Source organism: Alteromonas sp. C1M14 (assembly GCF_018860965.1).
Classification (GTDB): Bacteria; Pseudomonadota; Gammaproteobacteria; order Enterobacterales; family Alteromonadaceae; genus Alteromonas.
In genome coordinates this window covers 197,502-216,724 of sequence record NZ_JAHKQF010000009.1, presented here as the reverse complement: position 1 = coordinate 216,724, position 19,223 = coordinate 197,502, and the positions used below count along the sequence as shown (strand labels likewise).

Annotated in this window: 17 protein-coding genes and 1 pseudogene; 15 read left to right on the top strand and 3 right to left on the bottom strand. The window is 44.6% G+C overall.

The window, feature by feature from the left end:
• The first annotated feature begins 3 nt into the window (after positions 1-3).
• Positions 4-1,392: an NAD(P)(+) transhydrogenase (Re/Si-specific) subunit beta gene (locus KO501_RS08545; protein WP_216029236.1), complete on the top strand. Its 1,389-nt coding sequence runs from the start codon at positions 4-6 to the stop codon at positions 1,390-1,392.
• A 78-nt stretch (positions 1,393-1,470) separates the two neighbouring features.
• On the opposite strand, the gene KO501_RS08540 is transcribed toward KO501_RS08545, so the two are convergent.
• A complete protein-coding gene (locus tag KO501_RS08540; protein ID WP_216029235.1) occupies positions 1,471-3,069 on the bottom strand; it encodes a M28 family metallopeptidase in 1,599 nt (532 codons plus the stop codon).
• Positions 3,070-3,306: 237 nt separating this feature from the next.
• Here KO501_RS08540 and speA point away from each other — a divergent pair, with 237 nt between their 5' ends.
• On the top strand, positions 3,307-5,223 hold the full coding sequence (gene speA / locus KO501_RS08535) for a biosynthetic arginine decarboxylase (protein WP_216029234.1): 1,917 nt from the start codon (positions 3,307-3,309) through the stop codon (positions 5,221-5,223).
• Between the two features lie 36 nt (positions 5,224-5,259).
• On the opposite strand, the gene KO501_RS08530 is transcribed toward speA, so the two are convergent.
• On the bottom strand, positions 5,260-6,369 hold the full coding sequence (locus KO501_RS08530; RefSeq protein ID WP_216029438.1) for a serine hydrolase domain-containing protein: 1,110 nt from the start codon (positions 6,367-6,369) through the stop codon (positions 5,260-5,262).
• Between the two features lie 527 nt (positions 6,370-6,896).
• On the opposite strand from KO501_RS08530, the gene KO501_RS08525 reads away from it, so the two are divergent.
• From KO501_RS08525 to KO501_RS08510, 4 genes and pseudogenes are all read left to right on the top strand, one after another.
• The gene (locus KO501_RS08525) at positions 6,897-7,349 is read left to right on the top strand and encodes a methylated-DNA--[protein]-cysteine S-methyltransferase (protein WP_216029233.1); all 453 of its coding nucleotides are present in this window, start codon (positions 6,897-6,899) and stop codon (positions 7,347-7,349) included.
• Between the two features lie 4 nt (positions 7,350-7,353).
• Positions 7,354-8,232 carry a DMT family transporter gene (locus KO501_RS08520; protein WP_216029232.1) on the top strand — a complete coding sequence of 293 codons (879 nt, stop codon included), beginning with the start codon at positions 7,354-7,356 and terminating at the stop codon, positions 8,230-8,232.
• Positions 8,233-8,332: 100 nt separating this feature from the next.
• Positions 8,333-9,034, top strand: a pseudogene (locus tag KO501_RS08515) (RHS repeat-associated core domain-containing protein); the annotation flags it as partial.
• 125 nt (positions 9,035-9,159) lie between these two features.
• Positions 9,160-9,510, top strand: a complete 351-nt coding sequence (locus tag KO501_RS08510; RefSeq protein WP_216029231.1) for a hypothetical protein — start codon at positions 9,160-9,162, stop codon at positions 9,508-9,510.
• A 126-nt stretch (positions 9,511-9,636) separates the two neighbouring features.
• Here the strand turns inward: KO501_RS08510 and KO501_RS18480 are convergent, their stop codons facing one another.
• Positions 9,637-9,924, bottom strand: a complete 288-nt coding sequence (locus KO501_RS18480; RefSeq protein ID WP_216029452.1) for a hypothetical protein — start codon at positions 9,922-9,924, stop codon at positions 9,637-9,639.
• On the opposite strand from KO501_RS18480, the gene KO501_RS08500 reads away from it, so the two are divergent.
• From KO501_RS08500 to KO501_RS08460, 9 genes are all read left to right on the top strand, one after another.
• The gene (locus tag KO501_RS08500; RefSeq protein ID WP_216029230.1) at positions 9,853-10,014 is read left to right on the top strand and encodes a tyrosine-type recombinase/integrase; all 162 of its coding nucleotides are present in this window, start codon (positions 9,853-9,855) and stop codon (positions 10,012-10,014) included. The genes KO501_RS18480 and KO501_RS08500 overlap by 72 nt on opposite strands.
• Before the next feature lie 57 nt (positions 10,015-10,071).
• The gene (locus KO501_RS08495; RefSeq protein ID WP_216029229.1) at positions 10,072-10,230 is read left to right on the top strand and encodes a hypothetical protein; all 159 of its coding nucleotides are present in this window, start codon (positions 10,072-10,074) and stop codon (positions 10,228-10,230) included.
• On the top strand, positions 10,220-10,819 hold the full coding sequence (locus KO501_RS08490) for a putative adenosine monophosphate-protein transferase Fic (protein ID WP_216029228.1): 600 nt from the start codon (positions 10,220-10,222) through the stop codon (positions 10,817-10,819). The genes KO501_RS08495 and KO501_RS08490 overlap by 11 nt, the downstream gene beginning before the upstream one ends.
• A 409-nt stretch (positions 10,820-11,228) precedes the next feature.
• Positions 11,229-13,403, top strand: a complete 2,175-nt coding sequence (locus KO501_RS08485) for a YHYH protein (protein ID WP_216029227.1) — start codon at positions 11,229-11,231, stop codon at positions 13,401-13,403.
• 39 nt (positions 13,404-13,442) lie between these two features.
• On the top strand, positions 13,443-13,952 hold the full coding sequence (locus tag KO501_RS08480; protein WP_216029226.1) for a hypothetical protein: 510 nt from the start codon (positions 13,443-13,445) through the stop codon (positions 13,950-13,952).
• Between the two features lie 137 nt (positions 13,953-14,089).
• Positions 14,090-15,454 carry an ATP-binding protein gene (locus tag KO501_RS08475; protein WP_354667817.1) on the top strand — a complete coding sequence of 455 codons (1,365 nt, stop codon included), beginning with the start codon at positions 14,090-14,092 and terminating at the stop codon, positions 15,452-15,454.
• A gap of 3 nt (positions 15,455-15,457) precedes the next feature.
• Positions 15,458-16,138 carry a response regulator gene (locus tag KO501_RS08470; protein ID WP_216029225.1) on the top strand — a complete coding sequence of 227 codons (681 nt, stop codon included), beginning with the start codon at positions 15,458-15,460 and terminating at the stop codon, positions 16,136-16,138.
• A 180-nt stretch (positions 16,139-16,318) separates the two neighbouring features.
• The gene (locus KO501_RS08465; protein ID WP_216029224.1) at positions 16,319-18,409 is read left to right on the top strand and encodes a TonB-dependent receptor; all 2,091 of its coding nucleotides are present in this window, start codon (positions 16,319-16,321) and stop codon (positions 18,407-18,409) included.
• Positions 18,410-18,534: 125 nt separating this feature from the next.
• Entirely contained in the window at positions 18,535-19,218 is a 684-nt protein-coding gene (locus KO501_RS08460; RefSeq protein WP_216029223.1) for a hypothetical protein, read from the top strand.
• Positions 19,219-19,223 lie beyond the last annotated feature (5 nt).

Below are 19,223 nucleotides of genomic sequence, written 5' to 3'. Positions count from 1 at the left end.
AATATGGAATCTGTAGCACTGATTATTAATCTGGCTTACGTCCTTGCGGCGGGGCTTTTTATCTTGGGTTTAAAATTACTTAGTCATCCGGCCACGGCCCGCAAAGGGAACCTTGTTTCTGCGGTGGGCATGTTTGTGGCGGTGATCGTCACCCTGCTTGACCATCAAATTATCTCTTACCATTGGATAATATTGGGCTTTGTTGTGGGCGGCGCATACGGTGCTTGGAAAGCCAAGTCCGTTGAGATGACACAGATGCCAGAAATGGTGTCCTTGTTTAACGGTTTTGGTGGTGCGGCTTCTCTGTTATTGGGATGGGCGGCAATTAGCCAGCAAACAGCCATGTCATTTCATCTGTTGTCACACTTTATGCTCATCACCGTGATCCTCACCATTGTGATTGGTGGCATTACCTTTTCGGGCTCGGTGGTGGCCTGGGGAAAACTGTCCGGACGCATGGGAGCCAAAGCGGTTATCTTTACTGGTCTTCGAGAGCTTAGCATTGCTCACCTTGTGGCGTTTTTTGTGGTGGGTTATTTGTTTGTGAACGATCCAGCTAATGCGGTTTTGTTAACGCTTATCATCGTGCTGGCTCTGTCCTTTGGTGTTCTGGCCACCATTTCAATTGGTGGTGCGGATATGCCAGTGGTGATTGCCCTGCTTAATAGTTATTCCGGTGTTGCGGCTACGGCAGCAGGTTTGGCTGTGGGCAATACCATACTCATTGTTACCGGCTTATTGGTCGGGGCATCTGGGCTTATCCTTACCAACATTATGTGCAAGGCCATGAACCGTTCGCTGATGAACGTATTACTTTCAGGTTTTGCGAAGCCGGTAGAAGCGGGCGAGAAAATTGAAGGTGAAATTAAAGTGATGGCCGCCCAAGACGCCTTTTATGTACTGGAAGCGGCACAAGCAGTACTTGTTGTGCCAGGTTACGGTATGGCGGTGGCACAAGCGCAACATGCGGTACGTGAAATGCAAACCTTGCTGGAAGAAAACGGTTGTACGGTGGAATACGCGATTCACCCGGTAGCCGGACGTATGCCCGGTCACATGAACGTGTTACTAGCCGAAGCCGATGTGCCTTATGATCAGTTGTATGAAATGGACGAGGTAAACCCCCGCATGGAAAACTACGACGTGGTGATTGTTATCGGTGCTAACGACGTGGTCAATCCTGCGGCGAAAGAAATGAAAGGTAGCCCCATTTATGGCATGCCGGTTATTGAGGCCTATCGCGCAAAAACCGTGTTTGTTTTGAAGCGTTCAGCTAATGCAGGTTTTGCCGGAGTCGATAACCCGCTGTTCTTTAAAGACAACACGCGGATGGTATTGGGTGATGCTAAAGACACCATCAATACTATTGTCCGTGAATTTGGCGACGACTAAGCCTTGTTAGCTAATAATAAAAAAAGGGTGTAGCAAAATGCTACACCCTTTTTTTATTCTCTTTTTTAAACTTACAGGTTATCTACCCGAGGCTTTTCTGGCGGCTTTAAAATCTGACTCTGTGGTCCAAGCTGGCCAATCGCCATTATCTGCCAGTTGCACCATAATTTGCCCGATAAGATCTAAATCTTGTCTTACGCCGCCTAAATTCCACTCTGGAAGGTAGTCGTCCGCGGCCTTATGGTAGCGCTTGGCAATAAATGAGGGGTCGGTATCGCCTAAACTCATGAACAAGTAAGACGGGATCCCTTGTCGTGCAGCGGCAAAATGGTCAGAGCGGAAAAACAGCCCATTTTGTGGCCGAGGATCGGGTTTCACATAGCGACCTTGTGAGGCGGCGGTATCAGCCACATAGTCTTCCAGTTCCGATAAGCCACTGCCATATTGCAAGATATAGTCGGTGCTGGCGTTGACGTTCATACCATCGATATTTAAAAAGGCTACGATTTGCGATTGGTCAATGGGCGGGTTTTTGGCAAAGTGTTCGGCACCCAGCAAGCCGGTTTCTTCTGCGGTAAAGGCACTAAACATGAGTGTACGTTTGAACGGTTTTTCGCTACTTTGTTTTTTAAGTACACGAGCCAACTCTAGTACACCTGCCACACCAGAAGCGTTATCCACCGCACCGTTTAATACCACTTCTTTACCGTTTTCTATGGCTTTACCTAAATGATCCCAGTGAGCATGTATACCAATCCATTCGTCGGCGGCGGATGTGCCAGGTAAAAGTGCCGCAAGATTCTGTGATTCGGCGTGTTCTATACGGTTATGTAGGGCGAGTTTTGCTTTGGTATGCAAATCAATGGCTGTAAATCCCGGTTTGGCGGCCTCAGCTTTTAATTCGCGGTAATTCAAACCCGCTGCGGCGAAGATTTTTTCTGCTGCACGAAGCTGAATCCAGCCCATTACACCAACTTGGGATTGATTGTCGTTGTCGTCTACCAAGGCATATTTAGTGTTGGTGTTCGAGTTTTGTACCACGCCCCAACCGTATCCTGCGGGCATGGTTTCATGGACAATAAACAAAGCCTTGGCACCTTGGCGGGCGGCTTCTTCATATTTGTAAGTCCAGCGCCCGTAATAGGTCATGGCGTTACCGGTAAACAGGTCGTCATCTTTTGATGCAAACCCCGGGTCGTTTACCAGCACAATAACGGTTTTGCCTTTTACATCAATATTGGCGTAGTCGTTCCAGTTATATTCTGGTGCTACAATGCCGTAACCGGCAAATACCACATCATCGTTTACTGCTATCGACTCACTTATCCGTTGGGTACGAGCGGTAAAGTCCGAGCCATTTTTAAATTCCATATCACCAATGGTTAGTGACATATTTTGATCGGCGGTAATTTTAGCTAAAGGCACCTTTTGAATATAGCTGTCACCAAAAGCGGGCTTTAATCCAATAGATTTAAACTGTGAGACAATGTAATCCACGGTTTTTTGTTCGCCTTCAGACAAGGGGGCGCGACCTTCGAAGTCATCGCTGGCCAATACCTGTACGTCTTTTCTAAAATTATCGAGATTTAATTGTTCACCGAGAGGCGAAATGGAAGTGGCAGCAAAACTTTGGCAAGCAGCTAAAAGCAAACTACTTACAATAAATGGTTTAAACATGGTTCCCTGATATTTTGATTATTTTAACTCAGCGTAATGGATGATGATTAGCACTGCAAATACCTTGAGGCGGGAATACATCGCAAACCGACCGATACCATGAAATACACTGTATTTAACGAATTTTGATAGCGCTTGTGCGCAGTGTGATTATAATGCGGGCAATATAAAACATAATCCACAACTCGCCTTGTTCAGTATGTCTGACAGGGCGTTTAATTTTTTAAGGTGAAGACATTGGCACAGTGGAGCATTGAAGAAGCGGAAAAATTGTACGGCGTATCTCGCTGGGGCGGCGGCTATTTTACCATTGGCGAAAACGGCAATGTACATGTTACGCCGGTTCCATCCGATTCAAGTATTCGCATTGATTTAAAAGCGGTTATCGATGAAATACGGGAAGAGGGTGTACAGTTTCCGGTGGTGGTTCGGTTTCATGATGTACTGCGCTCACAGGTGGCAAACTTAAACACCATTTTTAGAAATACCATTGCTGAAGCCGATTATAACGGTGAGTATCAAGGTGTTTATCCGGTAAAAGTAAATCAGATGCGTGAAGTGGTTGAAGAGATCGTCGATGCCGGTGAACCCTTTAACTATGGCCTTGAAGCTGGCTCAAAGGCAGAGCTGATCACCGTATTGGCATTAAATACCAATGAAGCATCATTAACGGTATTAAATGGCTACAAAGACGCCGAGTTTATGAAACTGGCATTGCTTGGTCGCAAGTTAGGCCGTCGCATTGTGGTGGTGATTGAAAAATACTCCGAACTTACCTTGCTGGTAAAAACCGCCAAAGAACTAGGCATCGACCCTATTATTGGTCTGCGTTTCAAAATGACGGTAAAAGGGCGGGGCAAATGGGAAAGTTCCGGCGGCGAACGGGCCAAATTTGGTTTAACCGTGGCCGAGATACTTAAAGCCGCGCGGTTTTTACGCGAACAAGGCATGGAGTCGTGCCTAAAACTGTTGCACTTTCATATTGGCAGCCAGCTTACAGATATTCGGTCGGTTAAAGAAGCCATGACCGAAGGTGCCCGTATTTATGCCGAATTACATAAATTGGGCTTTCAGTTAGATTATGTGGATGTGGGCGGCGGATTGGGTATCGATTATGATGGCAGTGCTTCTACCAATGAATCGTCTCGCAACTACAATATGCAAGAATATGTGTCTGACGTGGTGTACGGCATGAAAGAAGTGTGCGACCTAGAAGGCGTGCCTCATCCTAATTTGGTGAGTGAAAGTGGCCGGGCCATTACCGCTCATCATAGCTGCGTGATCACTGAAATTGTGGGTGAAATTCGCTCTGACATGGCCGAAGTGGACGTTACCCCCGTAGACGGCGAACATGTGTTTGTGAAGAACATTCGTGAACTGGCTGATACCTTCGACACCCAAACCAATATGCAGGAAGTATTTAACGATGCCTCGCAGTGGAAAGAACAGGCCATGGACGCCTTTAAACTACGAGTGTTGTCGTTAGATGAACTGGGCAAAATTGAAACCCTGTACTGGCGTATTATGAAGCGGTTACAGGCCTATTACGCCGCTGCTGATTATGTTCCTGAAGAAATTCAGGCACTAGATTACAGTTTGTCGTCTCAGTATTTGGCGAATTTTTCGGTATTTCAATCCGCCGCCGATACCTGGGCCATTGATCAGTTACTTCCCGTTGTGCCTGTTACTCGCATGAATGAAAAACCCGATGTGAATTGCTCGCTGGTGGATATTACCTGCGACAGCGACGGTAAAATTAATCAATTTGCTGCCGGGCGTGAAATTACCGATATTTTGCCCATGCACAAACTGAACAAAGATGAGCCCTATTATGTGGGGTTGTTTTTAACCGGTGCGTATCAAGATGTGATGGGCGATATGCACAACCTGTTTGGTCGCTTAAACGAAGTGCATATCTTTAGTTATGATGATGATCCCCAAGACTTTTACATTGAAGAAGTGGTGAAAGGGTCATCGGTACAAGATGTGCTTGAGATCATGCAATACAACCCCCGTGCTATGGCCTCGGATGTGAAACGTATGATAGACAAACAAATTCGAGCGGGTAATTTAAACCCAAGAGAAGCGGTACGCTGGACTGATTTTTACGAAAACTGCTTAAGTGGTTATACGTATATGAAAACCCAGTCATGATGAAAACGTGTCCGGCATTACAGGGACGTTGCCGGACTAGTTAGTGCTATTGGCTTGTCGTTTCTCATCGGCTTGCTCGAAATAGCGGGCCCAAAATTGGGCGGTAGTGCTATTGATCATGTTAGATTCGGCATTCATTAGCATCACATACCCGGCCTTATAGTCGGGAGAAAATGCCACATCTGCCCGATACCCTTTTACCCAACCACTATGGTAGTTAAGACGCTTGCCATCGAAGTCATAGATGCGCCAACCTTTACCGTAATGGGCATCTTTTAAGTATTCCCGCCAGCCCCGCCGATGTATTTCTCGGGTGGTTCTTACCACGGGCGTGGTGATTTCCTCGATAATTTCCGGTGGCACCACGGTGGGAAATTCCCCCAATAAGGCCTGCAAATAAATGGTCATATCACGAATGCTGGCATTAACCCCGGCAGCAGGAGCAAAGCGGTAATAATTGCTTTCCACCCGGCCTTCTCGCCATTTGTTACGGGCAATAGCAATGTGTGGATGGGCCCATTTCGCTGACGAAAGTAAGGCGCTTTTCCCTACACTGGCGGTTTTCATACCTAAGGGCACAAACACCTGCTCGCTCATCTGGCGATGATACGAGGTGTTGTGCATGCCTAAGTAATAGGCAATGGCTCCAAACATGGCGTTTTGATAGGTATAACAATCGCCTGGTAAACAGAGAGGATCTAGCACGGCTAATTGTTGAAGCACCCGCTCTAAGGTGTAGTCGGCTTCAATGAGGTTGTCATAGGCATTGGGCATAAAGCCACTGGATTGGCTAACAATGTGTTTTAATTGCAGCTTGTCCATGCCTTTACCCTGAAATGGGATATTAGGGACTAGATCACTTAGAGGGGTGTCCCAGCTAAGTCTTCCTTGATGCACCAGTTTTGCCATTAAAAGCGACGTAAAAGATTTAGAAACCGACGCTAAACGAAAGACGGTATCGGCATCAATCGGTTTGCCGCCTTTATGGGTGCGCCCAAAAACGTACACCTTTGGTGTTTCGCCTTGCTGATAATAAACAAAGGCGTAACCGGGCACATTGTATTTAATGGCTTGCCGTTTGACGTAGTCGGCATAATCATCCAGCCAGTCTTCTGCTGACAGCGCGGAGCCTGAAAATAAAAGCATTATCAGCACGATTAGACTGAAAAAGGACGTGGTCAGCTTATTAGACAAGAATAACTCCGCGAATGATAGACGCCTTTCCCTCCGTGGAAAGACAGTAATTTGCGAAGTATTATGCTTTTGGGCTTCGGCATAATCAACCTTGCTCTGACTTTCGGCTCATAAGGTAAGGTGTTTTGGTTGTTTTTACGGAATAATTGAGAAAAATGACGTTAACTTAAACAGATGCCGTGCTTTTTTGTCAGTGCCGTTTTCGTCGCCTGTTTGTTGTAAAAATGCTTTACACTACTCATTCAAACACAGCACCCATTTTCTATTATCGGGGCGGGCTTTCCCATGACAGGTGACATTCTTGATGGCGATCTTATCGCCCTATATTAGCAGGTAAGATGGTCCCGTGATTGGCGATAAGGGTTAAAAAATAGCAAGGCAACATGGTGTTAAACCCACTGCTGCTGCGCCATGGCGACCTTATTTAACGTTGCAAATGTGGCACATGGCAAATCAAAAATTAGACAAGAGATAAACACATGTATAATGCGTATATGCCAAGCCCATGCGGCTTAATACAGGTTTGTGCCAATAATAGTGGGATTACCGCCATTCGGTTTGTCGACGAGCAAGCCACCACAGAGAACCCTTCGAGTGTTACCGAGTTAGCGAGCCAACAGCTACAAGAATATTTTGCCTCAACACGACGCGAATTTTCCCTTCCTCTGGCCGCCGAAGGCACGGCATTTCAGCGTGAGGTATGGACGGCACTTTCCGCTATCCCCTATGGTGAAACCCGTACTTACGGTGATATTGCCCGCTCCATCAATAACCCGAAAGCCGTTCGAGCCGTGGGGTTGGCTAACGGTAAAAACCCCTTGTCTATTGTGGTGCCTTGCCATCGTGTTATTGGCGCCAATGGTACGCTAACCGGATATGCCGGCGGATTGACGCGAAAAGCTAGGTTGCTGAAATTAGAAGGAGTGCTGTAAGTTTATGTCAGCTGCGAATATGTTGTCGTTACTTGTGTTAGGGGCTATTTGGGGAGGCTCTTTTCTATTTATGCGTGTTGCCGCCCCCGAGTTTGGCGTGTTTGCTTTGGTAGAGTTAAGAACCATTCTGGCGACATTGGTGATGCTGCCCTTTGCCATGGCCGTAGGCGGATGGCGCGCTTTAGGCCAATACTGGTGGCAAATTGCCTTTATAGGCGTGGTAAATACCGCCGTACCCTTCGTGCTGTTTAATTACAGTAGCTTGCACCTTGAGGCTGGAATAAACGCTATTTTAAATGCTACCGCGCCAATGTTTGGCGCTATTGTGGCCTTGGTATGGCTTGGCGATAAATTATCCCGTTCGGCTGTGGCGGGGTTATTTTTAGGTTTTGTTGGGGTGGCGCTGTTAAGTGCCCATAGGGTAGGTGAAGGTGATGTTAGCTTTCTTCCTATTTTAAGCGCCTGCGCGGCAACCTTTTGCTATGGCATTGCTGCTTGTGCCATGAAACGCTGGCTGGTGGGAATAAAACCTATAGTGGTGGCGTTTGGTAGTCAATTTTACGCTGCCATTGCGTTAGTGCCCTTTTCTTTGGCTACCTTGCCTACAGTGATGCCCTCTGCATTGGCCTGGACAAATGCGGTGGCGCTAGCGGTGTTAGGTACGGGTATTGCCTACATTTTGTATTTTAACCTTATTGCCAGCGTAGGCCCGGCCAAAGCCATAACCGTAGCGTATCTTGTGCCCTTATTCGGTATTCTTTGGGGGCTGTTATTCTTAAATGAAACCCTATCACTACAAACCCTTGTTGGTGGCGTTTTAATTCTACTGGGGATCACCCTCACCACGGGTGTAATAACGCGTTTAAGGCGGGTAAAACCTTAACTGATGAATGTCTTCAATAATATTCTGAATAAGGCATATTTTCGGATATACCATTTAAAGTATATTGTGAAATAAAGGATGGGTTCATAAAAACAGCAGCGATTCCCGATTCAGATATACCGGTCAAATTCTAATAGAAGGTACTGAGCTTTATTACTACAAAGCACGGATTTATCATCCAAAATTAGGGCGATTCCTTCAGACTGACCCTGTGGGTTATGAAGATCAGATGAATCTTTATGCTTATGTGGGGAATGATCCAGTTAATATGGTTGATCCTTCAGGAATGAGTATGACTGGATGTGGTGCAGGAAATCCTACACAATTATGTTTTGATTCAGCTAACTCTGAAACCTTAATTGAAAATGGTGGATTGGAACAGAATGGAGAAACGAGTGACGGTATAGCTAGGTATACTGTCTATATGTCTGGTTCAAATATACAGTCAGGGCCGAATTTTCATGATATTTCTGGTGTGGATGGAGTCGCTAATTTGAGAGCAGATATGAATTCGTTGCAAATGGACACAATGTATATTACAGCAGGGATAACTGCTTTACCATTCGTGGCAGCACAACCTTTTATATTTTATGGTGGATTATCTACATCACATAAGGTTGCACTGCTCACTGCTATTGAGCTGTCTATGGCAGAAGCGAATGGTAACTTAAGGCATTCTGTTAGTTCTGAATCCAAAGAAGCAATAATTAAGGGAATATTGAAAAGCAACTCAGCTGCGAGTGAAATTATTAAAAAAGCTACTAGCCAGAAAGGTCGAATGAGAGTCTACCCCGCACAATGATTAAGTACAAATCTATTATATTAACGGTAATGCCAAGTCTGATATTTATAACGGTATTTATTCTTGACTTACTATTTGCGAATTATGTAAGAAAGTATGACTTAATAATATATCTTGGGTTTATTATGCTATTCATTTTAATGTCGGCTAGTAACCAATACGATTATACTAATGGTGACGCAGGTAATTACTTTAAAACTAGTTTTCTATTAATGAGTTTTGTATATGGAATCTGGCTTTCTTTTGAGTTAGCAATGAACGGCCTTAATGGAATTATTGGAGTTATATTGGTCATTTTAAGTTACAACGCATCAATCTTTCCTTCTGTTTTCAATAAGGAATTTTCTAGTTCACTCAGTATTGAATTAGGCACATTAATTAGTGTGTCTTTCATGATTTTAAGTTTTTTTATGGCAATATTTGGCATTTTTAATGTCTATGTCGGAAGCTGGGATTGGCGTTACTTTTTTGGTTAGTAGGCTCTTATTTATGTAAGTTAATTTAAACCCAAAGCCTCGCTCGTGCGGGGCTTTGTTGTCGAAACCGAACTTGCTCTGGCGGACTTTGCATTTAATGGCTTAGGTCGCTGTTAATCAAGCGACCTAAGCCATCTCACCGAATTTCATTTCAAGCACAACTTGCATGAGCCTAGCTCTATCCGAGGGAGTGTTGAAGTAGCTCTGAGGCGTTTTTGATCCCAGAATGGGGACGTTGGTATTAAGCCATTCTTCTCTGAGCACAGGGTCATCGGTCAGGTCGGCTATTTCTGCTTCTAGCGCTTCAAGTGTCACCTGTTTCGCCATGCAGCAGCCACTATCATGCTGGATAACGGCGCTGACATCCGGTATGTGCAAGAAATGCTGGGCCATGCTGACATTGTCAGCACACAAATCTACACCTTTGTTTCACGCTCTAAGCTTCGTGATGTGTACAACAAGACACATCCGTCCGCGTTAAGCGATAAGAGGTTGTTCAGGTAGGGCATAATGGCTATTTCTTGCATGTTAAGGTAAAATCGTAGCAACACTGGAGGGTATATGAAAAACACCGAAGCAAAGACTGGCAATAGCCAAAAAGGTCGGTTTACCCCGAATATGGATAACTTCGAAGTAAGCCTGAGCTATGAAGGGCTTGCGCTTAAAAAAAGTAATGAGCGTAAAAGTATTACCGACTTAAAACGGAAGTATGCTCGATAAGTACGGTGTAACACAGGATAGATACTGTTACCCCGATTCTGACGTTCTTATCAATCATCTTGATATACGCGATGCGGTGTTATTAGCAGAAGCCGAAGCTGAGTTCACCGCTGAGCGTTACAGAACCTACGAAGCCCCCAAGCTAACAATAGCTGATTTTACGCTGGAGCATCTAAAACAGCTCCACTATCACCTCTTTCAGGATGTCTATGATTGGGCAGGTCAGTTAAGAGATGTCGATATTTCGAAAGGTGGCACGCGGTTCTGTACATGGTCACGCATTGAGCCAGAAGCCAATAAGTTATTTAACACTATCCCAACTCTTGCACATGTGGAAACTGAAGAAGCCTTCGTATCCAAAGTGGCTGACTTATTTTGTGAGATAAACTTACTCCACCCATTCAGAGAAGGAAATGGCCGAGTTCAGCGCTTCTTCTTCGAGGAAATGCTATTCACCTTGGGCTATGATGTGTCATGGCCTCGAATACCCCAGCAAGACTGGATAGATGCCAATATAGCAGGCGTAAATTTAGACTTGTCTCTTCTTGAGGCAATATTTGCTCAAGCAATCTCATCCGATAGCGAATAAGAAAAAGGTGCTTGTATAGATGACAGGCATGAAATACGAATTGATTTAACCCAGCTAGATTTATCCAGAATTGACACATAGAATCAACGATGGATATCGCTTACGAGGAAGTAAGTTGCTCTTTTAAAACCTGCTGGGATGCAACCCTCCAAAATATCAAAGCCTTTCTGCAAGATAACAGCATGGCTTGTGAATCCGATTACTCTACTACAAAGCACGGATTTATCATTCAAAGCCTCCCTCGTGCGGGGCTTTGTTTTTTGTTTTTATGGGGAAAGGTCACCCCTAACGGATTTACTGGACATCCCTTTACGATTTAAAAATCCCAAAACTACATAATTGCCCTACATTTGCCGGTTATAGTTATCTTCGCGAACTCATATATGTACCTCAAACTTTGGAGTTTTACATGATGAAGAAAATTAACGCTATGTGCTTAATGGGCCTCTGCTGTTTGTTGTTAACGGCTTGCAATAGCCAGGATCCTCAAGGACGTGAGCAGGGGTTTACCCTAAGTAGTCCGGCAGTAAATGATGATAGTAAACTACCAATGGTTTACACCTGTGATGGCAAAGGTATTAGCCCACCGTTAAATTGGCATGGCGCGCCCACAGATACGCAATATTATGCGCTAATTATGGATCATGAAGCACCAGAGGGCATGCATTGGTATTGGACGCTTTACAATATTCCAGCTAGCAAAACCCATATCGACGCAGGGGAAACCCTTGGTGAAGTGGGGTCGAATAGCGTAAATAATGTAAATCAGTACGCGCCACCTTGTTCTAAAGGGCCGGGGGTGAAACGCTATACTTATACCTTGTATGCATTGTCGGCGCCTGTCATTGTTAACCCCAATGTCACAGTGGACCGTGCCACACTGCTTAATGCCATAAAAGATATAACCCTCGGCTCTGCCAGTATGTCGGTTACCTACGAGCGACCTGATCGCGGTGGTGATAGGCCCAAGCCAAATAGAAAACCCGAGCCTAATGATCAAACATCCCTGAATTCTGCTTACCTAACGGCAAATGTAGATTCACCGCGATGTACTCAAATCAAGCAATCTATTAGCCAGGCTGGCTTTGGGGAAAGCGTATCGGTGACTTGCGATGAAAATTACGCATACGTAGCCTCTTCAACGTACCCTGAACACGAAATGATGACTGGCATCACCTCGACCAACGAGCAAATACCTGTGCCAGCGAAAGATTATGTGGCTCCTATTAAGCTGCACCCCCAAAAGGCTCAATCGGTAACCACCATTGATGCTGCTGTGGGTGTGGCGGTAAATGGTGTGCCCATATACGACTATTCTTCTCAGGGGGAGTTAGACGTTAACAGCTACGATGAGCAGCACGACACAGTGGTGTTGGGGCAACTGGATATATGCGGAGGCCATGCAGGGCGGGGGGATGACTATCACTATCATGCGGCACCCACTTGTATGATTGATGCAATGGAAAACCAGGGGAGTGATGCCATTATTGGGTGGGGGTACGACGGCTATCCGTTGTATGGCAATAATAATCCAGACGGAAGCCCAATTGCCAAAGGGCAGCTTGACGTGTGTAACGGACAGTCAGATCCCACCTTTGGGTATCGATACCAAACCTCGACTACGCCGCCCTACATTATTCAGTGTTTAGTGGGCGAAGTAGACACAAGCCGACTACCCAGAGTGGCACCGTTAAATGGCGATACCCAGGGCATTCGGGCCGACCTGCGCCCACCGCGAGGCAATGTTGAAAACCTTACCCATACTATTGCTGAAGATGGTAGCCGTACCATGCGTTATTCATACAAAGGGGAAGACTATTTCACGACCTATCGTCCCGCCCGAGAGGGGAAAAACTGCTACGAATTTACGCAAAAAACCATTAGTAATGGCGGTAAGGTAGAAACGGGCACATTTTGTAGAGGCCCTTTACCTAATAAACACACCGCAACGGTGACAAAACAAAGCACTAATCCTGAAATTACCGGCGAACACCATTTCAAACTGGATGCGTGGGCAGATAACTGGTTTACCGCCTATATTGGCGAACAATTGCTTATTGAAGATTCAGTTCCCATTACCACAGAGCGTTCGTTTAATGCTGAAAGTATTACGTTTTCTGCCAATTATCCTATTGAGCTTAATTTAATGATTAAAGACTTTAAGCAAAATGATACGGGCCTTGAATACATTGGTGCTAGAAATCAGCAAATGGGCGATGGGGGTTTTATCATGCAGTTAACCGATACCGACTCTCAAGCTGTGGTTGCCGTAAGTGATAAAAGCTTTAAATGCGAGGTGTTGCATAAAGCGCCATTAAATAAACGTTGTGAAAATGAAGCTAACCCCGTAGCGGGAGAAGGATTTTGTACTTTTATGGCCAAAGAGGCCCCCAGTGATTGGCTAAGCAGTGATTTTGATGACAGTGACTGGCCTAATGCTGTTGAGCATGATTTTGCGTCGGTGGGACCAAAAGACGGCTATGACGATATTAATTGGGATAAACGCGCAAAATTTATTTGGGGTGACGATCTGGAAACCGACAATACCCTTATTTGCAAAGTAACCATCCTACCGCCTAAGTAGGCTAGTGGATTTGTTTGGTAAAGCATAAAGAGAACGAGTATGAATGTATTAACTAAAATAACCTGGTTGGTTTTTTTCTTAAATATTGTCTGTGTAAGCCCACAACTTGTTGCTCACGAGTTAAAAGCCACCACTGCACAGGTTATTTTGCGAGATGGGCAAGTAGAGGTAAAGGTGTATACCAATACCACGCATTTGATCTCGGCCCTGCAAAGTGAGCAAGCGTGGCTTATGGGAGATATTGACGAGATAATGCCAGAAAATTTAACGGCTGCAGAGCTAAAAAATTATATAAAAAAGGCGCTTACGCAAAAAATGGAATTGCGTATTAATAAGCAAACCCTTTCCTTTGCTCGTGTGGATGTTACTCCTATAGATGGTACTGATGTCCACGATTTAGCAATTGTATTTCAGGCGAAACATGGGTTTAGTAACATCGATGAACTTGCCTTATCGTTCCCTAAAGCCTTAGGCACGGTACATGCGAACTTTGTGAAACCACAATATCAATTGCTTAGTCCAGGTGATACCGCCCATATTACCTTTTAAGTTGGCAATACGGGTGCTCTTGGCAAAAAGGGTTTCGAAAAGGGGGCGCTTTTTAGCTGGGGTAATTGTAGGCGTATAATCAATATGCAACACTGGGAAATAGGTGTTACGTTATCGTCGCTAAGCGTCTTAATTCTGTGAAATTAATCCATAAATTCTTTTTGGCTTTTTTTGTTACCAATATCGCTCTGGTTGGAGTGATGTTTGGTTTTTTATATATGAGCTTCTCCACAGGGTTTAACGACTTTGTGGAACAACAGGAAAAAAACCACGTTGCCAGTATTAAGTATCAACTTACCGAGTTCTATCGAGAGCTAGGGAGTTGGCAGCCAATAACAGAAAATATGCAATTATGGCGGGCTATCGTCGAGCCGCAGAAAAAGCCGAGTATGTCTGGGCTTGAAGATTCCCTTAAAACCGGGCAGAGAATAAGTTTATATAACAAAGATAAACAAGTGATTGTGGGCAGAGCTAAGTTAAATGAAAACCCCCATGTAGAGCCTATTTTGTTGAACAATAAGGTCATTGGCTGGATAGGCCTGGTGCCATCTCGGTTTATACAGACAAGCCCTGCAAAGGCATTTTTAGCCGCTCAGTTTAATAATTACTTTGTGATCACGCTATGGGTTGTCGTTTTGGCTTTTATTATGGCGATTGTTTTGTCTCGCCATTTAACCAAACCTATTAAGCAGATCGTAGGCGGTACCGATGCGTTAACTAAAGGTAACTTTAGTAGCCGAATAGTACCGGTAAGCCAAGACGAGTTAGGCACCTTGTCTAAAAATTTTAACGAGTTGGCTCAAACGCTTGAACAAAATCAGCAAATGCGTCAACAGTGGGTGTCAGATACTTCCCATGAATTAAGAACGCCTCTGACGGTGCTGCGTTCACATTTAATCGCCATACAAGACGGCGTGTTCGATCCCGATGAGAAACGTATTGCCTTGCTGGTTAATCAAGTAGAAAACCTTAATCTAATTGTGGATGATTTGGCGCAGTTAGCCCATAACGATATGGCGAATTTATCCTATACGATTGCGCCGGTGGATCTAACAGGTTTATTAAACGCCTTGATTGACAGCTATGCCGCCCGTTTTGCCGAACAAGGGTTAACTTTAACCCGCGATAGTTTATACAACGGAGAAGAATGGATTGTAAAAGGCGATAAAAATCGCCTTAAACAGTTATTTTCTAACTTGTTGGAAAACAGTTGTCGATATACCCAAAGTGGCGGGCAGGTCATCATCACTGGCCAATTAATAGATGGTACGATTCAACTTACTTTGCAAGATTCTGCACCAGGGGTTTTACCCCAAGATCAAAAAAAGTTATTTGAACGCTTTTATCGAGTCGAAAAATCTCGTAGCAGAGAACACGGAGGCTCTGGCTTGGGGCTTGCCCTATGTAAACAAATCGTCGATGCCCATGGTGGAACAATTACCCTTGATACTTCACCGTTAGGTGGGCTAGAGGTAACGGTTATCTTTTCATTGTTAGGCTAGCACATGACGGCACAAAAAATACTCATTGTTGAAGATGAACAAAGCATTGCCGAAGTTCTTGTGGCGTACTGTGAGCAGCAAGGTTACGTCACGGTGCATTTTTCCAGCGGACAGGGAGTGGTGGAATATATCAAGCAACATGAGGTCGACCTTATGGTTCTTGATTTAATGCTGCCAGATGTTGGCGGCATTGAAATTTGTCAACGACTTCGCCTTTTCTCGAATGTACCTATCATTATGCTTACCGCGAAACGAGAAGAAGGCGATCGCTTACTGGGCTTGGAACTGGGCGCAGATGATTACATATGTAAACCTTTTAGCCCCAAAGAGGTTGTTGCCCGCATTAAAACGGTACTTAGAAGAACAAGCCCAACCACAGCCAATACCATTAAGTACGAGGGTTTTCGCTTAAGCAAAGACAACTACGATGCTTATCTTCACGGCGAAAATATAAAGCTTACCGCTGTAGAGTTTAAAATATTCTGGTTATTTATCAGTCATGTGGGACGGGTTTTTAGTCGGGAAGATATTATCAATAGTGTATACACCTGCACGGACAACATCTCCGATCGTAATATCGATACTCATATTAAAAATATACGCAAAAAAATTAGCGCCATTGATGCGGATGTAAACCCAATTGCCGCCGTTTACAGTGTGGGCTATAAATTCAAAAGCGAGTAATTTAATACTACTTACATATCAATAATTTACGTTTAAATTTTAATCAATTCAGTAGTCAGCAAATACCCCATGATTGTAAAGAAATTGTGGAAATATATTTAAATGGGAATTGATGCTATTTGCATTTGTGTTAATATCAGCGCCTCTTATCTTAATTGCGAATACTATTTGGGAACTTTCATGCGTTTAAATCGGATTTTTGTTGGTGTGAGTTTGGGATTGGTGGCGTTATCGGCTTCAGCAGATGAAAGCGAAGCAAACACAAATGCTAACGCGATGGAAGTTATCACCATTAATGGTGCCTCTTTTGATGATTATCAGGTACAAGATGCATCTGGTGCCATGCGCTCTAACATACCTCTGCTTGAAACGGCTCAATCGGTTACCGTAATTCCAGAAATAATTATGAGTGAACAATTAGCGACCACATTAGGTGAGGTGCTAAATAATGATGCCAGCTTGTCGCCAGGCTCTACCCAACGAAACCGAGAAGTATTTAACTCCCGTGGTTTTGAGCTAAGCTCGTCCACCGGTTATTTGCGTGACGGTCATCAACACTGGTCCCACTATCAGCAACCCATCGAAACCTTGTCCCGTGTAGAAGTCATTAAAGGCCCATCCAGTATTTTATACGGGCAATCTGCACCGGGTGGTTTGGTGAATATGGTTACCAAGCAACCCACTGTTGCGCCCTTGCTAGAGTTAAGCGCCGATACAGACCAATTCGGCTCTACCCGTTTTATGTTAGATGCAGGCGGTGAAATTGTAGAAGACACTAATTACCGCGCGGTATTGGTAAAACAAGACGTGAATTTCGACCGTGATTATTACAATGGCGAAACCCGCGAACGGGATCGTTTTTTAGGCTCGTTAATTGTAGAGCATCATTTTAGCGACGATCTTGTAGTGAACGCGTATTATGATCGCACTAACGATAAAGCGGCCTTGGATACCGGCGCATGGTTAGACGACAATGGCGATGTGGTTAGCGAAAAGCACACCATCAATGATTTCTCGTGGGCATTTACCGACATCACAGTAGAGAATGTTGGCGCAAATTTAAGCTACTTTTTTAATTCTCAGTGGGACGTAAAACTTGGTTACAACGAGCAAACCTTCGAGCGGCAAAGATTCGAATCGTCTCCGAGTTATCCGTCTGGTTACGTAGCTGGCGACAGCTATGACTCCAACCCTTACGACCGCTTTGATGATTGGCAGTTTAAAACGGCTTATGTGGATTTGCATGGTCAGGTTAACTTTGGCGGTATTGAACACAACTTATTGTTTGGTGCGAATAGCCTTGATTATTACTACGGACAATTGATAGAGCGTGGCGATACCATTACCTATACGCCGGGTGAAACCGAACCAGGACGGCCGGATCTCGATTACCACAATGACGATACGTTAAGTGTGACCAAATACGATTATTACGGCGTGTATTTTCAAGATCTAATGACCTTTAACGAACATTGGCAAGTGGCTGTAGGTGGTCGTTACGACAAACAAAATCGTGCAGGTGCAGATAATGAATCTTTACTGCCTAAAGTGGGCGTGCTTTACCATCCTGATGCAAGCAGTACCATTTATGTGAACTACTCTGAAGGCTTTGAACCTCAGTCGAGCGAAACCATTAACGATGAGCTAGACCAAAACTTTGGTATGGAAATCGACGCGGTAACTTCTAAGCAATGGGAGTTAGGGGCGAAATGGCAAGTATCAGAGCGCCTGTTAGTGAATACCGCTGTGTTTAACATTGAAAAGTCAGGTACGTTAATTTCAGAGCAATTAGATGACGATCCCGTATATGAAACAGTAACTACCCAATCGGGCTTACAAACTCATAAAGGTTTTGAAATTTCAGCTCAAGGTGCAGTGACTGATAAATGGTTTGTGATGACATCGGCGATGTATTTACATGCAGAATACGAAGTCGATGAATCCTTCCAAGGTAACACCCCGGCCGATGCTCCTAAATGGTCAGCATCGTTGTGGTCTCGTTATGAACTGACGGACAAGCTCGCACTGAATGCCGGGTTGTTTTATCAAGGCGCACGCTTTGCCGATAATGCCAATACCGTTGAAAAAGATGCTTATACTCGTGTCGATGTTGGGGCAACCTACACCACAGACGTGATGGGCAAGGAAGTGGGTGTGCGTTTGAATATCGAGAACTTGTTCGATACCGATTACCTTGGCGGTGGCGGCACAAACAATGTGACCATTGGTGATGGTGCGACGGCCCGTCTGCAAATGAAAGTATCTTTCTAATTGCTACTTTACGGGCTTTCCTGCTTTAAACGGAAAGTCCGTTCCTTTCGTTTTGCTCATCTTTAGGCAGAACAGCTAGAACTGCACTATATTCTATATACTGTAACATTACCGGTTTGCTATTTATGGCAAGATGCCCCTCCCTTTGGGTATTTGTTTTTTTGCTCTCTATTATTTATCCAGCCTCTGCTAGAGAGCGGGTTTATATCATTAGTTATGTTGCTCACCCACGAATTGAAACCTTTTATAATGATATCGTTAAGGAAGCCTACGAGCGGTTAGGGTTACGTGTTCAGTTTATGGAGGTGAGTGGTGAGCGGGGCCTTATGTTACTGAATGAAGGCTTGGTGGATGCTAGCTCGGTAAGGGTACATCGAGCCGTTAAACACTTTGAAAATGTGATTGCCTTGGATCCGCCAGTGGGTAAGGCCTATACCAACTTATATTGCAGTGCTCGCGTTGTATGTGATGCATCAATACTGACCGACAGCACCGAAACGGTAGTTACCACCAGACGGATGATCAGTGCGATAAAAGAGGCGCGATCAGATATTCCGGTTAAAGCGTTAATGCTGAAGGTAGAAGATTTTAACCGGGTTATACAGTTGATGGTAAAAGGGCGCTACGACTACGCGATCTTGCCCAGTGATGGGCATCCCATACCGGTTTTTTCAAAGCAGAAGATAACCCATGTAACATTAATAGCCGATAACGCTGTACATTCTTTACATAAGCAGCATAGCGCTTTAGCAGACGCGATTTCAGCAAGTATTCAGCAGGTACTAAAAGAGCGACAAACCCCACTTTAGGAAGT